Raw genomic sequence first — 21,036 nt, 5'->3', positions numbered from 1 at the left:
AGGCGGCGCCAAAAACACAGCAGTGTGCCACATAGTCCGCTCCGACCCATTGTGATCTGCGACCTACTGCCCGGTAGCCCTATCCGAGTTCCGGCTTTGTTGGCAGACTGCCTACACTCGCCCCGAGACAGATAGTGTCGACCACGGGCGCGGAGCCCGCGTAGCGGATCCGAACCCACGGACCCGGAGCCCACCAAGCGATCCGATCCTCTTCGGAAGCCGGACAGCGGACCCCGATCCGCGGGAGCGGAGCCGAAGCGCGGCCCATCCCGCACAGCGAACACAGAGATTGCACACAGGAGGCTCAGTGCCCAGCCATGCCAGCGCGCGGATCACGAAGGTACTCGTAGCTAACCGAGGCGAGATTGCCGTGCGCGTTATCCGGGCGGCCAAGGACGCCGGCCTCGGCAGTGTCGCGGTTTACGCCGAACCCGATGCCGACGCACCCTTCGTCAAACTCGCCGACGAAGCCTTCGCCCTCGGCGGGCAGACCTCCGCCGAGTCGTACCTGGTCTTCGACAAGATTCTGGACGCCGCCGCCAAATCCGGCGCCGATGCCATCCACCCGGGTTACGGCTTCCTCTCCGAGAACGCCGACTTCGCCCAGGCCGTCCTCGACGCCGGGCTGATCTGGATCGGGCCCTCCCCGCAGTCCATCCGTGACCTCGGTGACAAGGTCACCGCGCGGCATATCGCCGAGCGGGCGAAGGCACCGATGGCCGCGGGCACCAAGGACCCGGTGAAGAACGCCGACGAGGTCGTGGAGTTCGCGAAGAAGTACGGCGTGCCGGTCGCGATCAAGGCCGCGTTCGGTGGCGGCGGCCGCGGAATGAAGGTCGCGCACTCCATCGAGGAGATCCCGGAGCTGTTCGAGTCGGCCACCCGCGAGGCCGTGGCCGCCTTCGGCCGCGGGGAATGCTTCGTCGAGCAGTACCTGGACAAGGCCCGCCACGTCGAGGCGCAGGTCATCGCCGACCAGCACGGCAACGTGATCGTCGCCGGCACCCGCGACTGCTCGCTGCAGCGCCGCTTCCAGAAACTGGTCGAAGAGGCCCCTGCCCCGTTCCTCACCGACGATCAGCGGGCGCGTATCCATGCCTCGGCCAAGGCCATCTGCAAGGAGGCCGGCTACTACGGCGCCGGCACGGTCGAATACCTGGTGCAGGGCGATACCGTGTCGTTCCTGGAGGTCAACACCCGCCTGCAGGTCGAGCACCCGGTCACCGAGGAAACCTCCGGTATCGACCTGGTCCGCCAGCAGTTCCGGATCGCCAACGGCGAGAAGCTGGAGATCACCGAGGACCCGGCCCCGCGCGGGCACTCCTTCGAGTTCCGGATCAACGGCGAGGACGCCGGCCGCGGCTTCCTGCCCGCCCCCGGCCCGGTCACCGCGTACTCCGAGCCGACCGGCCCGGGTGTGCGCGTGGACTCCGGCGTGGTGGCCGGCAGTGTGATCGGCGGCCAGTTCGACTCGATGCTGGCCAAGTTGATCGTCACCGGCGAGAACCGGACCCAGGCCCTGGAGCGGGCGCGGCGCGCGCTGGCCGAGTTCCATGTGGAGGGCCTGGCCACTGTGATCCCGTTCCACCGGGCCATCGTGGAGGATCCGGCCTTCATCGGCGACGGCGAATCGTTCGACGTCTACACCAAGTGGATCGAAACCGAGTGGAAGAACACCGTCGAGCCGTTCACCGGCGGCGCCCCGGTCGAAGAGGACGACGAGCCGCGGCAGAAGGTCGTGGTCGAGGTCGGCGGCCGCCGGGTCGAGGTCTCGCTGCCGGGCCAGTTCTCGATCGGCTCCGGCGCCCCGGCAGCAGCCGGCGCGGTCCGCAAGAAGCCGAAGCCGCGTACGCGGGGCGGCGCGGGCGGCGGCGCCGCCTCCGGTGACGCGGTCACCGCCCCCATGCAGGGCACCGTGGTCAAGGTCGCCGTCGAGGAAGGCCAGACCGTCGAGGCCGGCGATCTGATCGTCGTGCTCGAGGCCATGAAGATGGAGAACCCGGTCAACGCGCACAAGGCCGGCGTGGTCACCGGCCTGAACGTCGCGGCCGGCGCCGCGATCACCCAGGGCACCGTTCTCGCCGAAATCAAATAACGCACGCTGTGGCCCGCGACGGGTATGCGACGGCATGCCGACCGGTGAGCCAACAGTAGATGCACACTGTTCCGGAGCGGGTGCGCGGCCGATTGCCGCCACCCGCTCCGGCGTATGGTGACCCGGTGAGCCCAGTACAACCGACGGTCGCGGAGGTGATCCGCGGCCGTTTCGCATCCGAGAGCCGGGCCGACGGCCATCGGCTCGTACTCGTCGTCGAGGGTGGCGGCAGCCGCGGGGTGTACTCCAGCGGGATGGTGCACGCGCTGGAGCAGCTCGGCATGACCCGGGTCTTCGACGCGGTGTACGGCACCTCGGCGGGCGCGATCAATGCGGCGTGGCTGCTGTGCGGCCGGGCGGGGCGGGGTATGAAGGCCTGGACCGACGCCGCGATCATGCGCCGGGCCATCGATCCGGCCCGGATGCTGCGCGGCCGGCCCGCGTTCGATCTGAACTATCTGGTGCACAAGGTGTACGACGGGCTGCATCCCATGGATTTCCCGGCCATCCTGGCCAACGAGACCACCTTTCATCCCATCGCCACCGATATCCGCACCGGCGAACCGGTGGACCTGCATCCGTTCATCGTCGACAAGGCGACGCTGCAGACCGCGCTCCGGGCGTCCTCCGGTCTGCCGCTGCTGGCCGGCCCGCCGGTGGAAATGGGTGGACGCCGCTACTTCGACGGCGGCCTCTCGGAAACGGTCCCGGTACGCAGCGCGCTGAAGGCCGGGGCCACCCATGCCCTCATCCTGCGGACCCGGCGCGCCGACGAACGCCGGCCACCGCCGCCCTGGTTGCACGACGTGGTCGGCGGCACCTATATGCGGTTCATCGCCCCCGGCGCCTATCGAGCGTGGAAGCTGCGGCCCGGTCAGCAGGCGCTGGAGGACGATGTGCTCGCCGGGATGGGTGCGGCGGCCTGCCAGATCCATCCGCCGGCCGGGTCACCGGATATCAGCAGCGTCGAAACCGATCCCGGCATCCTGGCACGCGGTATGGAGATCGGCCGCCGCGTGGTGGCCGAACTCTTCTCCGAGTTCAGCTGTGTTCATGGCGCCGCCTCCGGCAGCGCGGGGCCAGGGCCCGCGTGACCCCGGTTCTTCACTCCGCCGCTCAGTCGCTGCGTTCCTTCGCTCTGCCGCTCCAGAACCGGGGCGGGCCCGACCATTCATACCGACAATCGGCGTGGATGCGTGAGGGAGTCGCTGCGCGGCCGGTATTTCGCCGGCTGCACAGATCCTGCGGTCAGTCGAAGCGGATGCCTTGGGCCAGGGGTAGCTCGGTCGAGTAGTTGATGGTGTTGGTGGCGCGCCGCATATAGGCCTTCCATGCGTCCGAACCCGATTCGCGGCCGCCGCCGGTGTGCTTCTCGCCGCCGAACGCGCCGCCGATCTCCGCGCCGGAGGTGCCGATATTGACGTTGGCGATACCGCAGTCGGACCCGTCGGCGCCGAGGAAGCGTTCGGCCTCCCGCTGGTCGGTGGTGAAGATCGCCGAGGACAGTCCCTGCGGTACGCCGTTGTGCAGTGCCAGGGCGGTGTCGAAATCGTCGTAGGTGAGGACGTAGAGGATCGGGGCGAAGGTCTCCTCGCGCACCACCTCGGTCTGGGCGGGCATGCGGACGATCGCCGGGTCGGCGTAATACGCCTCGGGCCCCACGCCCTCGGGTTCGACCCGCTCGCCCCCGCAGAGCACCGCACCGCCGTCCCCACGGGCGCGCGCCAGCGCGTCCCACATCGCGGCCCAGGCGCCGGGCCCGTGCAGCGGTCCCACCTGGATACCCGGGTCCAGCGGGTTGCCCACCCGCAACTGCCGGTACGCGCGCACCAGGCGGTCCAGCAGTTCATCGGCGATCGAAGAGTGCACGATGAGCCGGCGCAGACTCGTGCAGCGCTGTCCGGCGGTGCCGACGGCCGCGAAGACGATGCCCCGGACCGCCAGGTCCAGATCGGCGGAGGGACCGACCACGGCCGCGTTGTTCCCACCCAGTTCCAGCAGACAGCGGCCGAACCGGGCGGCCACGCGCGGGCCGACCGCACGACCCATGGCGACCGAGCCCGTCGCGCTGACCAGTGCGACCCGCTCGTCATCGGTCAGCTGCACACCGGCGTCCGTGGACCCCAGAATCAACTGGTGGATCCGGGTATCCGCCCCGGCGTTGGTGGCCGCGCGGCGCAGCAGCGTATGGCAGGCCAGGGCGGTCAACGGGGTACGGTCCGAGGGTTTCCACACCACGGTGTCGCCGCAGACCAGCGCGACGGCGGTGTTCCAGGCCCAGACCGCGACAGGGAAATTGAAGGCCGAGACAACCCCGACCACACCGAGCGGATGCCAGGTCTCCATGAGCCGGTGGCCCGGCCGCTCCGAGGCCATCGTGTACCCGTAGAGCTGGCGCGACAGTCCCACCGCGAACTCGCAGATATCGATCATCTCCTGGACCTCGCCGCGCGCCTCGGCGGGGATCTTGCCCACTTCGAGAGTGACGAGTTCGGCGAGTTCGTCCTGATGGCGGCGCAGCAGTACGGCGAGTTCGCGCACCACGGCCGCCCGCTGCGGCGCCGGGACCAGCCGCCAGGTGGCGAAGGCGGCGGCCGCTTCGGTGATCGCGGTGTCGATTTCGGCGGGGCCGTCGGGCCGCAGGCCGATCAGCGTTCCACCGTCGATCGGGCAGCGTACGAACATATCGCCGGGCGCCGGGACCGCGATCTCCAGTGCGCGCAGCAGTGCGCCGATCCGGTCGGCGTATCCGGTGGGGACGGTCTTCTGTTCGGTCTCGGTCATCGCGAACTCCTCGGGTTCGGCCGGACGAAATACGCTGTGCGAATGGCACGGCCGGAGAATGAACGTTCACAACAGTGTTCCGGCGGTGTGTCCGCTACGTTAGCCTTCGCTGATGGCGGAAACACCGGCAAAACCAACCCTGGACGAGATCGATCGCCTGCTGATCCGGGAATTGATGGCCGATGGACGGGCGACCCTGTCCAATCTGGCCGAGAAGGCGAGTCTTTCGGTATCCGCCGTGCAGTCACGGGTGCGCAGGCTCGAGGCGCGCGGCGTGATCCGTGGCTACACCGCGAACGTCGATCCCGAAGCGCTGGGACAGCTGCTGTCGGCATTTGTGGCGATCACTCCTCTCGACCCTTCCCAGCCCGACGATGCCCCGGCGGCGCTGCAGAACATGCCCGGGATCGAGGCCTGCCATTCGGTGGCGGGCGACGAGAGCTACATCCTGCTGGTCCGGGTGGCCTCGCCGCGGCATCTGGAACAGTTGCTGCAGCAGATCCGGGCGACGGCCAATGTCCGAACCCGGAGCACCATAATCCTTCAGACATTCTACGAAAAGTAGCCGAGACCGTAACAACTCTTATTAGTTACGGACTTGTCAGTAAATCTTCCTGACAAGTCGGTGTCCGGTCCCGTACCGTCGGAGTGTGACCATCGAACTGGAGCACTCCGGCACGGGCGATGGCAGGACAGATGGCCGCATCCCCGCCTCTCGTGTGTTCGAGACCCTGTCGGGCAGTATGCTCGCCGACGGTTTCGACCTGGTACTCGATCTGCGCGCGTCCCGCGGCCGCCATCTGGTGGACGCCCGCGACGGCAGCGATTACCTCGACATGTTCGGTTTCTTCGCCTCCAGCGCGCTCGGGATGAACCATCCCGCGCTGACCGAGGACGCCGGGTTCCGCGCCGAATTGACCACGGCCGCAATGAACAAGCCGAGCAACTCCGATATCTACACCGTCGAGATGGCGCGTTTCGTGGACACCTTCGTCCGGGTGCTCGGCGATCCGCGCCTACCGCACCTGTTCCTCATCGACGGGGGCGCCCTCGCGGTGGAGAACGCGCTGAAAACCGCCTTCGACTGGAAGAGCCGGCACAACGAACTCCACGGACGCACACCACGACCCGGGTACGAAGGCGGGGTGCTGCATCTGACCGGCGCCTTCCACGGCCGCAGCGGATACACCCTGTCGCTGACCAACACCGACCCGGTCAAAACCGAGCGCTTCCCCGCCTTCGACTGGCCGCGGATCGAAACGCCCTGGCTCGGTCCGGATATCGATATCGAGGCGGCGGAACGGCGTGCGCTCGAGCAGGCCGCCCGTGCCTTCGCCGAGCGGCCGCACGGGATCGCCTGCTTCATCGCCGAACCGATCCAGGGCGAAGGCGGCGACCGGCATATGCGCCCGGAGTTCCTGCGCGCGGTCCAGGAACTGTGCCACGCCAACGACGCGCTGTTCGTCCTCGACGAGGTGCAGACCGGCGTCGGCATCACCGGAAGCACCTGGGCCTACCGGCAACTCGGCCTGGAACCGGATGTGGTGGCGTTCGGGAAGAAGACGCAGGTGTGCGGGATCATGGCCGGCGGCCGGGTGGACGAACTCGGCGACAATGTCTTCACAGTGCCTTCGCGCCTGAATTCCACCTGGGGTGGCAATCTCACCGACATGGTGCGGGCCACCCGGATCCTGGAGGTCATCGAACGCGACGATCTGATCGCCCGGGCCGGCGAACTCGGCGATCTGCTGCTCGATCTGCTACGTGACCTCGCCGAGCGGCAGCCCGCGGTCACCGATCCGCGCGGACGCGGTCTGATGTGCGCTGTCACGCTGTCGGACAACGCCTTCCGCGATGCGGTCCTCACCACGCTGCGGGAACGCGAACGGGTGCTCATGATCGGCTCCGGCGAGCGCGGCATCAGATTCCGGCCACCGCTGACGGTGGAACCCGGCGAACTCGTCGAGGCGGTGACCGCGCTGGACCGCGTACTCACCGACCTCGGCTGACACCGCCCCGGCGAGCGATCACACCGCGTCGGGTCGTAGCCCCAGCGCGTCCGCGGCGAACCGGCGCACCGCCTCCGCCGCGGCGACCAACGCCGCCTGCTGACCGGGCCGGGCCCAACCCTCGACCGCGGCGGTCCCGTCCGGTCGCGGGGTCACCCCGATCTCGGCCACCAACTCCGCGGTGGCCGGTTCGCACACCGCCCAGGAGAAATGGGATTCCGTCGCCCACTCGGCGCCGCGGCGGGCCACATAGTCCGGGTCGGTGATCCCGCCCGCAGCCAGCGCGGGCCGGTCGTCGATCCGGTCATCGGCCCGCAGTGCGCGCAGATACCATGCGCCCGCGTTGATCTCGATCGCCTCCATCCGGTCACCCTCGCACAACCCGGCGGGCCCGCCCGACGCCGGTTCGCCTTCGCGGGGTCTGGGTCGCCGACGATATCGGTCGGCGACCTCACACTGTGCCGCGCCGCCGACCGCGGATAGGGTCGGGGTACAGTCCGGCCCCGGGCAGGTCCGCCGATCACCGCAACCGCCCGGACCGTGGGCCGGGACAGGGAAGGATGCGTCATGATCGGGCAGCGATTGGGCCGCTACCGGCTCGAGCGATTGCTCGGCCAGGGTGGGATGGGCCAGGTGTGGCTCGCCTACGCCGAGCCCGCCGGCGGACGCCCGGGCGGGCGGGTCGCGCTGAAGCTGCTGCCCGTCGAACTCGCCGCCGACCAGACCTACCGCAGCCGGTTCGAACGCGAAGCCGAACTCGCCGCCCGCCTGCACGACAGTCATATCGTCCCGATCCACGCCCACGGTGCGCTGGACGGCCGCCTGTTCATCGAGATGGAATACGTCGAGGGCGATGATCTGGGCCGGGTCCTGCGCACGAACGGCCCGCTGACGCCACAGCGCGCCGTCGATATCGTCGCCCAGACCGCGGCGGCGCTGGATGCCGCGCATCGGGCCGGACTGGTGCACCGGGACGTGAAACCGTCCAATATCGTCGTCCGGCGCGACGGTTTCGTGTACCTCATCGACTTCGGTATCGCCCACGGCGCCGGCAGTACCGCCCTCACCGCCTCCGGACTGGCGGTCGGGACCTGGGCGTACATGGCTCCGGAACGGTTCACCGGGAGCACCGACGCGCGCGCCGATATCTACTCCCTGGGCTGTGTGCTCTACGAATGCCTGGCCGGTACCCGCCCGTTCGGCGACACCGATCCGGCGCGGCAGATGCACGACCATCTCACGACCACGCCGCCCAGTGTGCGCGCGCTGGTCCCGGGCATCCCGGTGGAACTGGACCGCGTGATCGCCCGGGCGCTGGCCAAGAACCCGGACGACCGCTACCGCACCGCCGGCGAGTTCGCGCGGGCCGCGCGGGGCGCTCTCCCGGATGCGGCGACGGCACCGGACCCCGGCGCCGTGGAACACCCCGGGACCCGCCACTACGAACTGGACGACCGGCCCGCCGCGGCGGTCGCGGCCCCGCCGGGCACCAGGGCCTACACGGAATACACACCCGGCGGCCCGGTGGCCGGGCAGTCCCCCGCGCACCCCGCCACCCGGGCCTACACCGAGCACGCTCCCGGCGACCCGGGGCTCCGGCAGTCTCCGTCGCGCCCGGCCACCCGGGCCTACACCGGACACGCTCCCGGCGACCCGGCGCCGGGGCCTCCCGCAGCCCGCCCCCCGACCCGGGCCTACACCCGGCTGGAGAGCAGGCCGCAGCCCGGGCACGGGAGCGGTCCGGCGCAGGCCGCCGGGCCCTCGCCGTACAGCCGGGGCGATGCGGGCGCGGCGGTCGCGCCGAACCGTCCCGCACTCCACCGTCCAGGGCACCCGCCCGGCCGCCGCGCGCCACGCGCCCGGGCGAAACCGCCGCGGCGCCGCAAGAGCCTCGTGCGCCGGTTGGTGCTGTGGACGATCGTGCTCGTGGTCGTGCCGCTGCTGCTGATCGGCGGCTGTGTGGCCGCGCTGGTCGGCGGCGCCGGATCGATCCGGTTCTTCGGCGGCGACGACACGCCGACGCCCGGGAGCATCGCCGATCCCGGCGTTCCGGTCCGGGACGGCAACTTCGAATTCTCGGTACGCAACGTGGAATCAGGGGTGGGCGCGGTCGGTATCGAACGCGCCCAGGGGACGTTCGTGGTGGTCAGCTTCACCGTGCGCAATATCGCGGCCCAACCGACGACCTACCTGCCGCTCGGGCAGGAACTCCGCGATACGGCGGGCGCGAAGTACGCCCCCGATGTGACCGCCACCGCGCAGCGCGCGGCCGCCGCGGCCGCCCCGCGTACCCTGCAACCCGACGAGTCGCTGGGCACTCACCTGGTCTACGAGATACCCACCGGATCGGTGCCCGCGAGCATGACCTTCCGCGATTTCCCGCTCTCGTTCGGTACTACGGTCGCCCTGAACACCCAGTAGCCCGGGCGGGTCGATTCAACCGCAGCGTCCACGCGGTCCGGTGAGGCAGCCGGACCCGGGCGCCCGGCGCCACATCGACACGCCAGAACGATTCCGGCGCGGCCGCCAGGGCCACGACCAGTACGGCCCGGATCACCGCCGGAGGGGTCACCGCGATCGTACGCGGCGCCTCGCCCGCGGCCGGCTCGTCGAGCCACCCGCGGACCCGGTCCAGCAGGTCCAGGACGGACTCGCCGCGGTAGCCGGGATCGGTGAGCCGGCGGCCCAATTCTTCCGGCGGCAGCAGGCCCGGTTCCGCACCATGCCAGGCGCCCGCGCCGAGATCGCGTAATCTCGATAGTGGTGCGGCATCCAAGCCCAGTAGCCGGGCAGTCTCTCTGGTCCGCCGCTCCGGGCCCGCGGCTATCCGTGCGCCTGCCGGTGGTTCGACCGCCCGGTCCGCCGGCATCGCCCGCCCCACCGGGGTGAGCGGTTCATCGGCCGGGAAACGCACCGCCCGTGACGCGTCGGTGAGGCCGTGGGAGATCAGATCGAGTTTCCGAACACCAGGCACCGTCGAAGCATAGAAACGCCGGACTGTCACCGGTAGCCGACTCGAAGCACCACCACGGCTGCCGGTCCATCGTGCCCCGCTGCCAGCCAGGAGGTGATCGAGGAATGACAGACATACTCATCCGCGCCGTGCCCGGTGCGGTCATCGACGAGATCGACCGGCAAGCCAACGGCCTGGGTATATCCCGTACCGAATTCCTCCGCCGCCGACTCAGCCGGGAGTTCCGGCCGGTCGGCGGGGTGACCACCGAGGACCTGATCCGGCTGGCCGGACTCGTCACCGAGAACCGGACCCCCGACCTGTTCTCGCCCGACCTCGCCGAAACAGAATTCACCGGCCCGGGGTACACCGGGCCCGATCTGGTCGACGGAGCCCCGGCCTGACCCGTCGGTCGCCCGGCCGGCGCGCGCCGGCCGGGTCGCGACCGTCCCGGTGTCGGTGCTCCGGTGCACACTGGTTTCCGTGACCGAGTTCTCCGCCGCCACCCAGCAGTGGTTCGACGGTGCGTTCCCCGCGCCGACGGCCGCCCAACTGGGTGCGTGGCAGGCGATCGCGGCCGGTGAGCACACCCTGGTGATCGCGCCGACAGGGTCCGGCAAGACCCTGTCGGCGTTCCTGTGGGCCATCGACCGGCTGGCCGCGGCCGATCCGCCGGAAGTGGGTACCTCGGTGCTCTACATCTCCCCGCTCAAGGCCTTGGCCGTGGACGTGGAGCGGAATCTGCGCGCGCCGCTGGTGGGGGTGCGCCAGACGGCCCGCCGCCTCGGTCTGCCGGCCCCGGAGATCAGCGTCGGCGTCCGTTCCGGTGACACCACCGCGCAGGAGCGCCGCCGGTTGCAGCGCACCCCGCCCGACATCCTCATCACCACCCCGGAATCGCTGTTCCTGATGCTCACCTCCGCGGCCCGGGAAACCCTGCGCGGCGTGCGCACGGTCATCGTGGACGAGGTGCACGCCATCGCCGGTTCGAAGCGGGGGTCGCATCTGGCGCTGTCCCTGGCCCGGCTGGACACCCTCACCGAACGACCGGCGCAGCGGATCGGCCTGTCCGCGACCGTCCGGCCACCCGAGGCGGTGGGCCGGTTCCTGGTGGGCTCGGCGCCGATCACCGTCGTCAACCCGCCCGCACCCAAGACCTTCGACCTCTCGGTGCGGGTCCCGGTCCCGGATATGACCGAGCCGGGCGAGTCCGACCAGCCCGGATCGCTGTGGCCGCATGTGGACGAGGCGATCGTCGAACTCGTACTCGAACACCGTTCGTCGATCGTATTCGCCAATTCGCGCCGGCTCGCCGAACGGCTGACCGCCCGGCTGAACGAGGCCTACGCCGGACGGCTGGGCGAATCCGTCGACACGGCCCATGCCCCGCCCGCCCAGCTCGGCCCGTCCACCGAGGTCAACCACGGCGCCGAACCGCTGCTGGCCCGGGCGCACCACGGTTCGGTCAGCAAGGAACAGCGGGCCCTGATCGAGGACGACCTCAAAAGCGGCCGGCTGCGCTGCGTGGTGGCCACCAGCAGTCTCGAACTCGGTATCGATATGGGCGCGGTGGACCTCGTCGTGCAGGTCGAGGCGCCCCCCTCGGTGGCGAGCGGGTTGCAGCGCATCGGCCGGGCCGGCCATCAAGTGGGCGAGATATCGCGCGGAGTGCTCTTCCCCAAGCACCGCACCGACGTGGTGCACTGCGCGGTGACCGCGCAGCGGATGCTGGCCGGGCAGATCGAGGCGCTGAAGATACCCGCGCATCCACTGGACATCCTCGCCCAGCAGACGGTCGCGGCCTGCGCCCTGGAACCGCTGGACGTCGACACCTGGTTCGACACCGTGCGCGGCACCGGCAGCTATGCCGCGCTCCCCCGTTCCTCCTACGAGGCGGTATTGGATCTGCTGGCCGGCCGCTACCCCTCCGACGAGTTCGCCGAACTCCGGCCGCGCCTGGTCTGGGACCGCGACGCCGGCACCCTCACCGGCCGCCCGGGCGCTCAACGGCTGGCGGTGACCTCGGGCGGCGCGATCCCCGATCGCGGCATGTTCGCGGTGTACATGGTCGGCGAAAAGGCGTCGCGGGTGGGCGAACTCGACGAGGAGATGGTCTACGAGTCGCGGGTCGGCGATGTCTTCGCCCTCGGCGCCACCAGCTGGCGGATCGAGGACATCACCTACGACCGCGTCCTGGTGACCCCCGCCTTCGGCCACCCCGGGCGCTTGCCGTTCTGGCACGGTGATTCACTCGGCCGCCCGGCCGAACTCGGTGCCGCGCTGGGCGAGTTCGTCCGCCGGGCCGGTACGCAGACTTCCCCGGAAACCCTCACCGACCAGACCACCGCGGCCGGGCTCGACGAGAACGCGACCGCGAATCTGCGTGCGCTGCTGGAAGACCAGCGCAACGCGACCGGGCGGTTGCCCACCGACCGCACCCTGGTGGTCGAACGTTTCCGCGACGAACTCGGTGACTGGCGCCTGGTCCTGCACTCGCCCTACGGAATGCCGGTGCACGCGGCCTGGGCGCTGGCCGTGGGCGCCCGCCTGCGGGAACGCTTCGGCGTCGATGCCGCGCCGAACGCCTCCGACGACGGCATCGTGGTGCGGCTGCCCGACACCACCGACGAGCCGCCGGGTGCGGAACTGTTCGTCTTCGAACCCGACGAGATCGACGACCTGGTCACCGAACAGGTCGGCGGGTCGGCACTGTTCGCGTCCCGTTTCCGGGAGTGCGCGGCCCGGGCGCTGCTGCTGCCGCGCCGCGATCCCGGACGGCGCGCGCCACTGTGGCAGCAGCGGCAGCGATCGGCCCAGTTACTGGATGTGGCACGGAAATTCCCGGACTTCCCGATCCTGCTGGAGACGGTGCGCGAATGCCTGCGCGATGTGTACGATCTGCCCGCACTACGGGAGCTGCTCACCGCGGTGGCGCGCCGCCGGGTGCGACTGGTCGAGGTGGAGACGGCCACCCCGTCCCCGTTCGCCAACGCGCTGCTGTTCGACTACATCGGCCAGTTCATGTACGACGGCGACAGTCCGCTGGCCGAACGGCGCGCCGCGGCCCTGTCCCTGGACTCCGCCCTGCTCGCCGAACTGCTCGGCCGGGTGGAGTTGCGGGAACTGCTGGACAGTGAGGTCATCGCCCAGGTCGAACTGGAGCTCCAGCGCCGCACGCCGGAACGTCACGCGCGGGATATGGAGGGCCTGGCCGATCTGCTGCGGTTACTCGGCCCGCTGACCCCCGCCGAGGCGCGGGAGCGCTGCCGTGCGGACCCCGCGGACTGGTTCACCGAACTCGCCGGCGCCCGGCGCGCGCTCGAGGTCTCCTATGCGGGACAGACGTGGTGGGCCGCCATCGAGGACGCATCCCGCCTGCGCGATGCGCTGGGAGTGCCCCTGCCGATCGGCACCCCGGCCGCCTTCATCGAACCGGTACCCGATCCGCTCGGTGATCTGGTGGCCCGCTACGCCCGCACACACGGGCCCTTCACCACCGAGTCGGTCGCGCACCGATTCGGTCTGGGCCCCGCGGTCGCGGCGGCCGCGCTACACCGTCTCGGTCTCGAGAAACGCGTGGTGGAGGGTGAGTTCACCCCGGAGACCGGCGGTTCGGAGTGGTGCGACGCCCAGGTGCTGCGGCGGTTGCGGCGGCGCAGCCTCGCCGCCGCCCGGCACGAGGTCGAACCGGTGTCCACCGCAACCTTCGGCCGGTTCCTGCCTGATTGGCAACACATCGGCACCGGCGAGTTGCGCGGAATCGACGGCGTGGCGACGGTGGTGGAACAGCTCGCCGGCGTCCCGGTGCCGGCTTCGGCGTGGGAATCGCTGGTGTTCCCGGCCCGGGTCCGCGATTACACCCCTGCCTTCCTCGACGAGCTCATGGCCACCGGCGAGGTGCGCTGGTCCGGCCACGGCGCTATCAACGCCAAGGACGGCTGGATCGCGCTGCATCCGGCCGATCAGGCTCCGCTCACCCTGTCACCGGCCGACGATCCCGAGTTCACCGAAACCCAGCTGGCGCTGCTGAGCGCGCTCGGCGCCGGACCCGCGCTCACCGCCGGGCCGGACCACCGGTCCGAAGCCGATCCCGCTCCTTCGGTATTACACAGTGGCGGCGCGTACTTCTTCCGCCAACTGTCGGACGCGACGGGCTTGCTGGACGATGCCGCGGTCGCGGCAGCCCTGTGGGACCTGGTGTGGGCGGGCCTCGTCTCCGGCGATACGTTCGCCCCGGTGCGCGCCCGGCTCTCCGGCTCCACCCGGGCCCCGGCCGCGCACCGCACCCCGCGGCGCGCCCCCCGCGGCCGCACCTACCTTCCCCGGCCGGCGATGCCGAGCCGGTCTGGTCCGCCCACCGTGGCCGGGCGCTGGTCGCTGCTACCCGAGCGCGCGACCGACAACACGGTCCGCGCGCACGCCACCGCCGACCTGCTGCTCGAGCGCTACGGCGTGCTGACCAAGGGTTCGGTACAGAGCGAGGGCGTGCCCGGCGGTTTCGCACTGGTGTACCGCGTGCTCAGCGAGTTCGAGGACCGCGGCCGCTGCCGCCGCGGATACTTCGTCGACTCGCTGGGCGGCGCGCAGTTCTCCACCACCGACGTGGTGGACCGGCTGCGCTCGTTCGACGGCGACCGGCGGCCCGCCGGGGCGGCGCTGGCCCTGGCGGCCTGCGATCCGGCCAACCCCTACGGCGCCGCCCTGCCCTGGCCCAAAACCGAGGGCGGGCCCGGTCACCGGCCGGGCCGCAAGGCGGGCGCGCTGGTCGTACTGGTCGACGGAGAGCTGGTCCTCTATCTGGAACGCGGCGGAAAAACCCTGCTCACCTGCACCGAGGATCCTGCCGCCCGGCAGGCGGCAGCGGGCGCCCTGGCCGATCTCGTCCGGACCGGCCGGGCGGATTCACTGGTCATCGATCGGGTCGACGGCGAATCGGTGCACGGCAACACCTTCGCCGAGTTCCTCACCGCAGCCGGTTTCGCCACCACCCCGCAGGGCCTGCGCCTACGGCGTGCGGTCGGCCGCACATAGAGAGGCGACCATTGAGCACTTCCAGTGTCGTGAGCCCACCCAGGTGATCGAGACACATATGCACAGTCGGGCCCGCCCCGGTTACGTGAACGAACGCCGTGACCGAGCCAGTGCCGGTCGACCAACCACAGAGACGCGACCATTGAGCACTTACCCTGGTGTCGGCCTCGAGCCGGCCGCCCCGAGGCCGGGCCGCGAACACCGCCCCGACCTCGCGGCGCCGGAGGCGACGCCGAGGGATACTGGCGCTCATGCCGGAGGGTGATGCCGTTTTCCGCGCCGCGCGGCGACTGCGCGCCGCACTCGAGGGCGCGACGCTGACCCGCAGCGATTTCCGGGTGCCCCGCTACGCGACCGTCGATCTGCGCGGCCAGGTCGTGGAGAGCGTGGGCAGCTACGGGAAGCATCTGTTCGTCCGCACCGAGACGGTCAGTGTGCACACCCATCTGAAGATGGAGGGCAGCTGGCGGGTCTTCCACTGCGGGCAGCGCTGGACCAAACCGCGGGTCGCCGCCCGGATCGTGCTCGGCACCGCGGAGGCCGAGGCAGTCGGATTCGATCTCGGCCTGGTGGAGGTGCTGCGCCGCCGGGACGAACACACCGCCATCGATCATCTGGGGCCGGATCTGCTCGGTCCCGGCTGGGATCCCGCCGAGGCGTTGGACCGGCTCACCCGCGCACCGGATATCCCGATCGGTGTCGCCCTGCTCGATCAGCGCAATCTGGCCGGGATCGGCAATATCTACCGCAGCGAGATCTGCTATCTGCGCCGGGTCCATCCGGCGCGCCCGGTGGGTGAAGTGGAGGATCTGCCGGCGCTGGTGAACGAAGCGCAGCGCGTAATGTATCGGGCCGCGCACGGGCCACCCTGGCGACCGCTGGTCTACGGCCTGGCCCACCGGCCCTGCCGCCGGTGCGGGACCCCCCTGCGGGTCGACATGCTGGGGGAGAAGATGCCACGCGACGACCGGGTGAGCTACCGGGAACGCGGTATCTACTACTGCCCCAAATGCCAGGTCCCACCCGCCTGAGCACGTACGCTGTCGCACGCCGGCCGTCGCCTCTTCTGTGACAGCCGCCATGAGCGTAGTAATGATCGGCCGCTTTCCGACGACACACGGGTACCGCACCGGAAGCAGGTCCCATGAACACCCGAGCCGTCCGACTGGCTGCCCTCACCGGCAAACTGCTCTCCGCGGTGCTGGCCATCGTGGCGACCGCGGCGTTCTGCTACTTCCTGCTGCATCCCGCCGCGACCCCGCAGGCGCCGGCCCCCGTACCGCTCGGCCCGGCGACCACCACGACGCCGAGCCACCACCCGGCCTCCCACTGAGCGGCAGTCCGCCGCGGCGCGGGATGGTTCAGCCCTCGGTGGGCACCGGCTCCAGGATTTCCGACCGGGGTTCGGGCGCGGCGATCCGCAACGCATCGGCGGAGGCATCGTCGGGCTGGGTCTGCGACCGCACCTCGGCGTCCACCCGGGCCAGATAGGTCCGGACCTCGCGGTCGGTCTCCGCGTCGCTCCAGCCGAGCACCGGGGCGATCAGCCCGGCGACCTCCTCGGCGCATTCACCGCCGCGGTGCGGGTACTCGATGGAGATCCGGGTGCGCCGGGCGAGCACATCGTCGAGGTGCAGCGCACCCTCCGCGGCCACGGCGTACACCGCTTCCACCCGCAGATAGGATGGGGCCGCGGCGATCGGCTGTTTCAGGTCGGGGCGGTCGGCGGCCAGCGCCATGACCTCGTCGACGAGCGAACCGTAGCGGTCCAGCAGATGTTTCACCCGGTACGGGTGTATTCCGTAGTCTTCGGCCAGTTGCACGGTCTGGTTGACCAGCGCGAAATAACCGTCGGCGCCGAGCAGCGGCACCTTCTCGGTGATCGAGGGCGAGACCCGGGCGGGGATGTCCTGGGCGGCCTCGTCCACCGCGTCGTAGGCCATCACCCGGTAGGTCGTGTACTTGCCGCCGGCGATGGCGACCAGTCCCGGCGCGATCCGCGCGACGGCGTGCTCACGCGACAGTTTCGAGGTCTCGTCGCTCTCCCCGGCCAGGAGCGGGCGCAGGCCCGCGTACACCCCGTCGATATCGGCATGGGTCAGCGGGGTGACCAGCACCTCGTTCACCCGTTCCAGCAGGTAGTCGATATCGGCTTTGGTGGCGGCCGGATGGGCCAGGTCGAGATTCCAGTCGGTGTCGGTGGTGCCGATGATCCAGTGCGCGCCCCACGGGATCACGAACAGCACCGAGGTGGCGGTGCGCAGGATGATCGCGGCGTCGCTGACGATCCGATCACGCGGGACCACGATGTGCACGCCCTTGGAGGCCCGCACATGGAACCGGCCACGCTGCTGCGACAGGGCCTGCACCTCGTCGGTCCACACACCGGCCGCGTTGATCACCACGTGACCGCGCACCTCACCGGTGGTCCCGTCCTCGCTGTCGCGTACCTGCACGCCGACCACCCGGTCGGCTTCCCGCAGGAACCCCACCACCTGGGTGGAGGTGCGGATCACCGCGCCGTAGTGGGCGGCGGTACGGGCGACGGTCATGGTGTGCCGGGCGTCGTCCACCACTGTGTCGTAGTAGCTGATCCCGCCGATCATCGAGTTGCGCCGCATGCCCGGAGCCAACCGCAACGCGCCGTGCCGCGACAGGTGCCGCTGCCCGGAAACGGATTTCGCCCCGCCCATGGTGTCGTAGAGGAACAGTCCCGCCGCGACGTAGGGCCGCTCCCACGCCCGCCGGGTGAGCGGGTAGAGGAACCGCAGGGGTTTCACCAGGTGCGGCGCCAGATGCGACATGGACAGTTCGCGTTCCTTCAACGCCTCGCGCACCAGGCCGAATTCGAGCTGTTCCAGATACCGCAGGCCACCGTGGAACATCTTGGACGACCGGCTGGAGGTCCCCGAGGCCAGATCGCGCGCCTCCACCAGCGCCACCTTCAGGCCGCGGGTCGCGGCGTCGAGCGCGATCCCGGCGCCCACGACACCGCCGCCCACGACGATCACATCGAAGTGGTCCTTGTTCAAGTGTTCCCATGCGGAACGGCGCTGATCGGGTCCGAGGAACTGCGATCCCGGCTGCAACATCACCGTCCCCCCTCCGGAGCGGGGGCATGCGGTCCGCGGAGGCCGAAGCGTTGGCGTTGGTATCGCATCATCGGTATCGACTCCTCGAGTACGCGATCGACTGGGGTCGGCTGTGGGTTGGCGCGTTCGGTGTCCAAGCCTAGTGGCACAGCCGGGCAAAGCCCGTCGACAGCCCGCGCACGGCCGCAGCGAAGGCGGAGGTACGCCTAGTGGCACAGCCGGGCAAAGCCCGTCGACAGCCCACGCACGGCCGCAGCGAAGGCGGAGGTACGCCTGATGGGGGAACCCGGGCAAACGTCGGCACAGAGACACCCGTCACCGATCGGCCGGATTGCGCTAGCCTCCTGCCATGCGCTATGTGGCCGCCATCGACCAGGGCACGACCTCGAGCAGGTGCATACTGTTCGACCGGCAGGGAAAGATCGCGGGGGTCGCCCAGCGCGAGCACGACCAGATCTTCCCGAAGCCGGGCTGGGTCGAGCACGATCCGGAAACCCTGTGGCGCAATACCGAGTTCGTGCTCGGCGCGGTACTGGATGAAGCCGGGATCACCGCGGGCGATATCGCGGCCGTGGGCGTCACCAATCAGCGCGAGACCACCGTCGTCTGGGAACGCGATACCGGGCGGCCCGTACACAACGCGATCGTTTGGCAGGACACCCGCACCGACCGGTTGTGCACCGAACTCGCCGGATCCTCGGGCGCGGCGCGCTACGTCGAGCGCACCGGCCTGCCGCTGTCGACGTATTTCTCCGGACCCAAGGTGCGCTGGATCCTGGACACCGTGCCCGGCGCGCGCGAGCGGGCGGCGGCGGGCGAACTGTGCTTCGGCACCGTGGACAGCTGGCTGCTGTGGAAGCTGACCGGCCGGCACATCACCGATGTCACCAATGCCTCGCGCACCCTGCTCATGGATCTGCGCACGCTGGCCTGGGACGAACAGATCTGCGCGGAGATCGGGGTGCCGACGGCGATGCTGCCGGAGATCCGGAGTTCCTCGGAGGTCTACGCGGAGATCGGCGCGGGTCCGCTGGCGGGAGTGCCGGTCGCGGGGATCCTCGGCGACCAGCAGGCCGCGATGTTCGGGCAGGCGTGCCTGGCTCCGGGCGAGGCCAAGAACACCTACGGCACCGGCAACTTCATGCTGCTGAACACCGGAACCACTCCCGTTTTCAGTGAGCACGGCCTGCTGACCACGGTGTGTTACCGGCTCGGTGACCAGCCGCCGGTGTACGCGCTGGAGGGGTCGATCGCCGTCACCGGCGCCCTGGTGCAGTGGTTCCGCGACAATCTGGGCATCATCTCCTCGGCGCCCGAGATCGAGGATCTGGCGCGCACCGTGGACGACAACGGCGGCGCCTATATCGTCCCGGCGTTCTCCGGGCTGTTCGCCCCGCGCTGGCGGCCCGACGCCCGCGGGGTGATCGCCGGGCTCACCCGATTCGTCACCAAGGCCCATCTGGCCCGCGCGATCCTGGAATCGACCGCCTTCCAGACCCGCGAGGTGATGGACGCCATGCGCGCGGACGCCGAATCCCGCTCGCTGGACCTCGAGGCGACAGCCCTCAAGGTCGACGGCGGTATGGTCGCCAACGATCTGCTCATGCAGTTCCAGGCCGATATTCTCGATCTACCGGTCGTCCGGCCGCTGGTCAACGAAACCACGGCGCTCGGGGCCGCCTACGCGGCCGGGCTGGCGGTCGAATACTGGTCGGGCACCGACGATATCCGGGCCAACTGGGCCGCCGACAAGACCTGGAACCCGAGTATGTCCGCCGCCGACCGCGACTCCCGCCTCGCCGACTGGAACAAGGCGGTCGAACGTACCTACAACTGGGCCGACTGAACCGGTGCCCGGTCGCCGGCGGCCCGGGCCAGCCGTGACATCGCCTCGGTGAGCACCGCCGGGGCGGCGGTGGTGAAGCACATCCGCATGGCGTTCGGATAGGGGTTGCTCACCGCGAACGCCCCGCCCGGCACGAAGGCGACGCCCGCCTCGAGGGCCCGGGGCAGCAGTTCACCGGTGTCGGTGCCGTCGGTGAACTCCGCCCAGACGAACATGCCTCCCGACGCCTCCGTGCAGCGCAACCGGTCGCCGAAGTGGTCGCGGGCCGCGTCGACCAGAGCGGTGGCGCGGGTGGCGTACACCCCGCGGACCGTGTCGATATGGCCGGTGAGCCAGGCGCTGTCGGCGAGCAGTTCGGCGGCGATCTGCTGGGTGAGCGCCGAACCGCACAGATCGGCCCCCTGCTTCAACAGTTCGACCGCCCGGCACACCCGTGGCGGGGCCACCATCCAACCCACCCGCAGCGTGGGAGCGATGATCTTCGACGCCGAGGACAGCCGGATAACCGTCGACGAATACGAGGCCACCGACGCGGGCGCGGGCCGGTCGAACCACAGTTCGCCGTACGGATCGTCCTCGATCACCCAGAACCCGTGTTTCTCGGCCAGCGCGGCGAGCGCCTGCCGGCGGCGGGGGCTCATGGTCACGCCACCGGGGTTGTGGAAGTTGCTCACGGTGTGCACCAGCGCCGGACGCTCCCCGGCGGCGAGCAGCTCCGCGAGCCGGTCCACTCGCAGGCCCTCGCTGTCCAGTGGCACCGCCACGATCCGCGCACCGGCCGCCCGGAACACCTGCAGCGCGCCGATATAGGCCGGATCCTCGACCACCACCAGCGCGCCCGGGTCGATCAGCACCTCGGCGAGCAGCGACAGCGCCTGCTGCGAACCGTGGGTCACGAAGATCTCGGCGATATCGACCCGGCGACCGAGCCGGTCCGATTCCCGGCCGGCCAGGACTTCGCGCAGCGGGCCCCACCCCGGGGACTCCGTGTACTGCAGCGCGGCGCTGCCCCGCAACGCCGATTCGGCCGCGGCGGCGATGCGCGCGCCGGGCATGAGTTCGGCATCGGGTAGGCCGCCGGCCAGGCTGAGGATATTCGGATCGGCGGTGAGTTTCAGCAGGTCACGAATGGCCGAGCTGGTGAGGCCGGCCAGCTTGCCGGCCAGCGGCGGTGCGAAATGCGACATAGGGGCCTCCGGGAATTACCTGCTGATAGCCCGATCATC

The 21,036-nt window shown here is 70.3% G+C and carries 15 protein-coding genes; 10 read left to right on the top strand and 5 right to left on the bottom strand.

The genetic code is table 11. The annotated features are described in order from the left end of the window. Positions 1 to 307: 307 nt before the first annotated feature. Positions 308 to 2,095, top strand: coding sequence for an acetyl/propionyl/methylcrotonyl-CoA carboxylase subunit alpha (locus tag NF4_RS15370; RefSeq protein WP_063128022.1), 1,788 nt, complete (start codon positions 308 to 310; stop codon positions 2,093 to 2,095). A 125-nt stretch (positions 2,096 to 2,220) separates the two neighbouring features. Continuing rightward, entirely contained in the window at positions 2,221 to 3,189 is a 969-nt protein-coding gene (locus NF4_RS15365) for a patatin-like phospholipase family protein (protein WP_063128021.1), read from the top strand. A 154-nt stretch (positions 3,190 to 3,343) separates the two neighbouring features. Here the strand turns inward: NF4_RS15365 and amaB are convergent, their stop codons facing one another. Then, the gene (gene amaB, locus NF4_RS15360) at positions 3,344 to 4,879 is read right to left on the bottom strand and encodes an L-piperidine-6-carboxylate dehydrogenase (RefSeq protein ID WP_063128020.1); all 1,536 of its coding nucleotides are present in this window, start codon (positions 4,877 to 4,879) and stop codon (positions 3,344 to 3,346) included. Positions 4,880 to 4,991: 112 nt separating this feature from the next. Between amaB and NF4_RS15355 the strand changes: the two genes are divergently transcribed. Continuing rightward, entirely contained in the window at positions 4,992 to 5,444 is a 453-nt protein-coding gene (locus tag NF4_RS15355; RefSeq protein ID WP_030522498.1) for an Lrp/AsnC family transcriptional regulator, read from the top strand. A gap of 85 nt (positions 5,445 to 5,529) precedes the next feature. After that, on the top strand, positions 5,530 to 6,888 hold the full coding sequence (gene lat, locus NF4_RS15350; protein ID WP_063128019.1) for an L-lysine 6-transaminase: 1,359 nt from the start codon (positions 5,530 to 5,532) through the stop codon (positions 6,886 to 6,888). Positions 6,889 to 6,906: 18 nt separating this feature from the next. On the opposite strand, the gene NF4_RS15345 is transcribed toward lat, so the two are convergent. Further along, positions 6,907 to 7,251, bottom strand: a complete 345-nt coding sequence (locus NF4_RS15345; RefSeq protein WP_063128018.1) for a hypothetical protein — start codon at positions 7,249 to 7,251, stop codon at positions 6,907 to 6,909. Between the two features lie 204 nt (positions 7,252 to 7,455). Here NF4_RS15345 and NF4_RS15340 point away from each other — a divergent pair, with 204 nt between their 5' ends. Next, the gene (locus tag NF4_RS15340; RefSeq protein ID WP_063128017.1) at positions 7,456 to 9,309 is read left to right on the top strand and encodes a serine/threonine-protein kinase; all 1,854 of its coding nucleotides are present in this window, start codon (positions 7,456 to 7,458) and stop codon (positions 9,307 to 9,309) included. On the opposite strand, the gene NF4_RS15335 is transcribed toward NF4_RS15340, so the two are convergent. Next, positions 9,284 to 9,862 carry a histidine phosphatase family protein gene (locus NF4_RS15335; RefSeq protein WP_063128016.1) on the bottom strand — a complete coding sequence of 193 codons (579 nt, stop codon included), beginning with the start codon at positions 9,860 to 9,862 and terminating at the stop codon, positions 9,284 to 9,286. The genes NF4_RS15340 and NF4_RS15335 overlap by 26 nt on opposite strands. 104 nt (positions 9,863 to 9,966) lie before the next feature. On the opposite strand from NF4_RS15335, the gene vapB reads away from it, so the two are divergent. From vapB to NF4_RS15315, 4 genes are all read left to right on the top strand, one after another. Further along, the gene (gene vapB / locus NF4_RS38625; RefSeq protein ID WP_063128015.1) at positions 9,967 to 10,245 is read left to right on the top strand and encodes a type II toxin-antitoxin system VapB family antitoxin; all 279 of its coding nucleotides are present in this window, start codon (positions 9,967 to 9,969) and stop codon (positions 10,243 to 10,245) included. 79 nt (positions 10,246 to 10,324) lie between these two features. After that, entirely contained in the window at positions 10,325 to 14,872 is a 4,548-nt protein-coding gene (locus NF4_RS15325; protein WP_157120336.1) for an ATP-dependent helicase, read from the top strand. Between the two features lie 251 nt (positions 14,873 to 15,123). Beyond that, positions 15,124 to 15,903 (top strand): DNA-formamidopyrimidine glycosylase family protein, encoded by a 780-nt coding sequence (locus tag NF4_RS15320; protein ID WP_063128014.1) that lies wholly within the window; start codon positions 15,124 to 15,126, stop codon positions 15,901 to 15,903. 113 nt (positions 15,904 to 16,016) lie between these two features. Then, a complete protein-coding gene (locus tag NF4_RS15315; RefSeq protein WP_063128013.1) occupies positions 16,017 to 16,205 on the top strand; it encodes a hypothetical protein in 189 nt (62 codons plus the stop codon). Between the two features lie 28 nt (positions 16,206 to 16,233). Here NF4_RS15315 and glpD read toward each other — a convergent pair whose 3' ends face one another. Continuing rightward, positions 16,234 to 17,964: a glycerol-3-phosphate dehydrogenase gene (gene glpD / locus NF4_RS15310; protein ID WP_063128012.1), complete on the bottom strand. Its 1,731-nt coding sequence runs from the start codon at positions 17,962 to 17,964 to the stop codon at positions 16,234 to 16,236. Between the two features lie 349 nt (positions 17,965 to 18,313). On the opposite strand from glpD, the gene glpK reads away from it, so the two are divergent. Continuing rightward, positions 18,314 to 19,810, top strand: a complete 1,497-nt coding sequence (gene glpK / locus NF4_RS15305; protein WP_063128011.1) for a glycerol kinase GlpK — start codon at positions 18,314 to 18,316, stop codon at positions 19,808 to 19,810. On the opposite strand, the gene NF4_RS15300 is transcribed toward glpK, so the two are convergent. Beyond that, positions 19,792 to 20,997, bottom strand: a complete 1,206-nt coding sequence (locus NF4_RS15300; protein WP_063128010.1) for an aminotransferase-like domain-containing protein — start codon at positions 20,995 to 20,997, stop codon at positions 19,792 to 19,794. The two genes, glpK and NF4_RS15300, sit on opposite strands and share 19 nt — an antisense overlap. Positions 20,998 to 21,036: the final 39 nt, after the last annotated feature.

Origin of the sequence: Nocardia fusca NBRC 14340, assembly GCF_001618425.1 — a bacterium.
GTDB lineage: Bacteria > Actinomycetota > Actinomycetes > Mycobacteriales > Mycobacteriaceae > Nocardia > Nocardia fusca.
This window is presented reverse-complemented; position numbering and strand designations above follow the sequence as displayed.